Annotated in this window: 2 protein-coding genes; one reads left to right on the top strand and one right to left on the bottom strand. The window is 63.7% G+C overall.

Features of this window, described 5'->3' with window-relative positions:
* A partial coding sequence (locus tag V9K91_RS19215) for a LysR family transcriptional regulator (RefSeq protein ID WP_336443802.1) occupies positions 1–443 on the bottom strand: 443 nt, incomplete at its 3' end.
* A gap of 111 nt (positions 444–554) precedes the next feature.
* Here V9K91_RS19215 and V9K91_RS19210 point away from each other — a divergent pair.
* On the top strand, positions 555–1,364 hold an 810-nt coding region (locus tag V9K91_RS19210), incomplete at its 3' end, for an alpha/beta hydrolase (protein WP_337308200.1).

Below are 1,364 nucleotides of genomic sequence, written 5' to 3'. Positions count from 1 at the left end.
CCGAGCCGGATGCCGGCGTCGAAGCGCTGCTCCACCACGTTGGTAAAGCCGTAATCCACGTAGAACTCAAGCGTGATATCCGGGTACTCGGCCAGGAACCCGGCAAGCCGTGGTCGGATGATGGTCTCCATCGAATCATCCGTGCAGGAGATCCGTAGCGTTCCCGCCGGCCGGTCGCGCAGGTCCCCCAGCGCTTCCACGCTGGCGCCGATAGCCTCGAAGTGCGGTGCGATGGAGCGCATAAGGCGCTCGCCGGCTTCAGTGGGGGAAACGTTGCGCGTGGTGCGGGCCAGCAGGCGAATGCCCAGGCGCTCTTCCAGCAGCCGCATCGAATGGCTCAGCGCAGAGGGCGTTACCCCAAGGCGAATGGCGGCCTTGGTGAAGCTCTGCTCTTGGGCCACCACTAGAAAGGCTTGCAGATCATTGGTCTTCACGGCGCTCATGGACCAATTGTGAGCTCAACTCAACAATGCATCAACTTTCAGCCGGCTTATCACGGTAGCGGGCGGAGCCTATCGTGGCGACCTCAGTCCCCCAACCGAGGCCGCACTCGCATGAAACCGACCACGTTGCTGCTGGCGCTGCTTGCCAGCTACGTACTTCCGCTTCCCGCCATGGCTGCAGATACGCCCGGGGCAGCCCGTCCCGCCGGGGCAGACAACTTCTACCGCAGCCCCACTGTCACTGGTGAGCGCGTCAGCTTCCACAACCAGTACCAGATGGAAGTGGTGGGCACGCTGTACCGCCCTCAGGGCTTGCCTCGCGGCAGCCGCGCCCCCGCCGTGGTGGTTGGCCACCCGATGGGCGCGGTGAAGGAGCAGAGCTCGCAGCTCTACGCGCAGAACTTGGCCGAGCAGGGCTTCATTACGCTGGCAATCGATCTTTCCTTCTGGGGAGAGAGCGACGGCACCCCGCGGCACCTGGTGGCGCCGGAAATCTATTCAGACGACATCAGTGCGGCCGTTGATTTCCTGAGTACGCAGCCCTATGTGGACCCGGATCGGATTGGCGGCCTGGGTATCTGTGGCAGCGGCAGCTTTGTAATCAGCGCCGCCAAGATCGACCCGCGCATCAAGGCCATCGCCACGGTGAGCATGTACGACATGGGTGCGGCGGCACGGGAGGGGCTGAACAACGGGCAATCGCTGGAACAGCGCAAGACGGTGATCCAGTCGGCAACCGACCAGCGCTTGGCCGAGTTCAAGGGCGGGGCGGCTGTGTACGTGCCAGGCACAGTGAACAAACTCGATGCTGACACCCCTGCCATCCAACGCGAGTTCTTCGACTTCTACCGTACCCCGCGCGGCGCCTACACGCCAAAGGGCGATACGGCAGAGCTGACCACGCAGCCGCTCTTCAGCAGC

Source organism: Stenotrophomonas sp. CCNWLW57 (assembly GCF_037203925.1).
Lineage (GTDB): Bacteria > Pseudomonadota > Gammaproteobacteria > Xanthomonadales > Xanthomonadaceae > Stenotrophomonas > Stenotrophomonas rhizophila_A.
The sequence above is the reverse complement of the archived record's forward strand: the minus strand, read 5'-3'. Positions and strand labels throughout refer to the sequence as shown.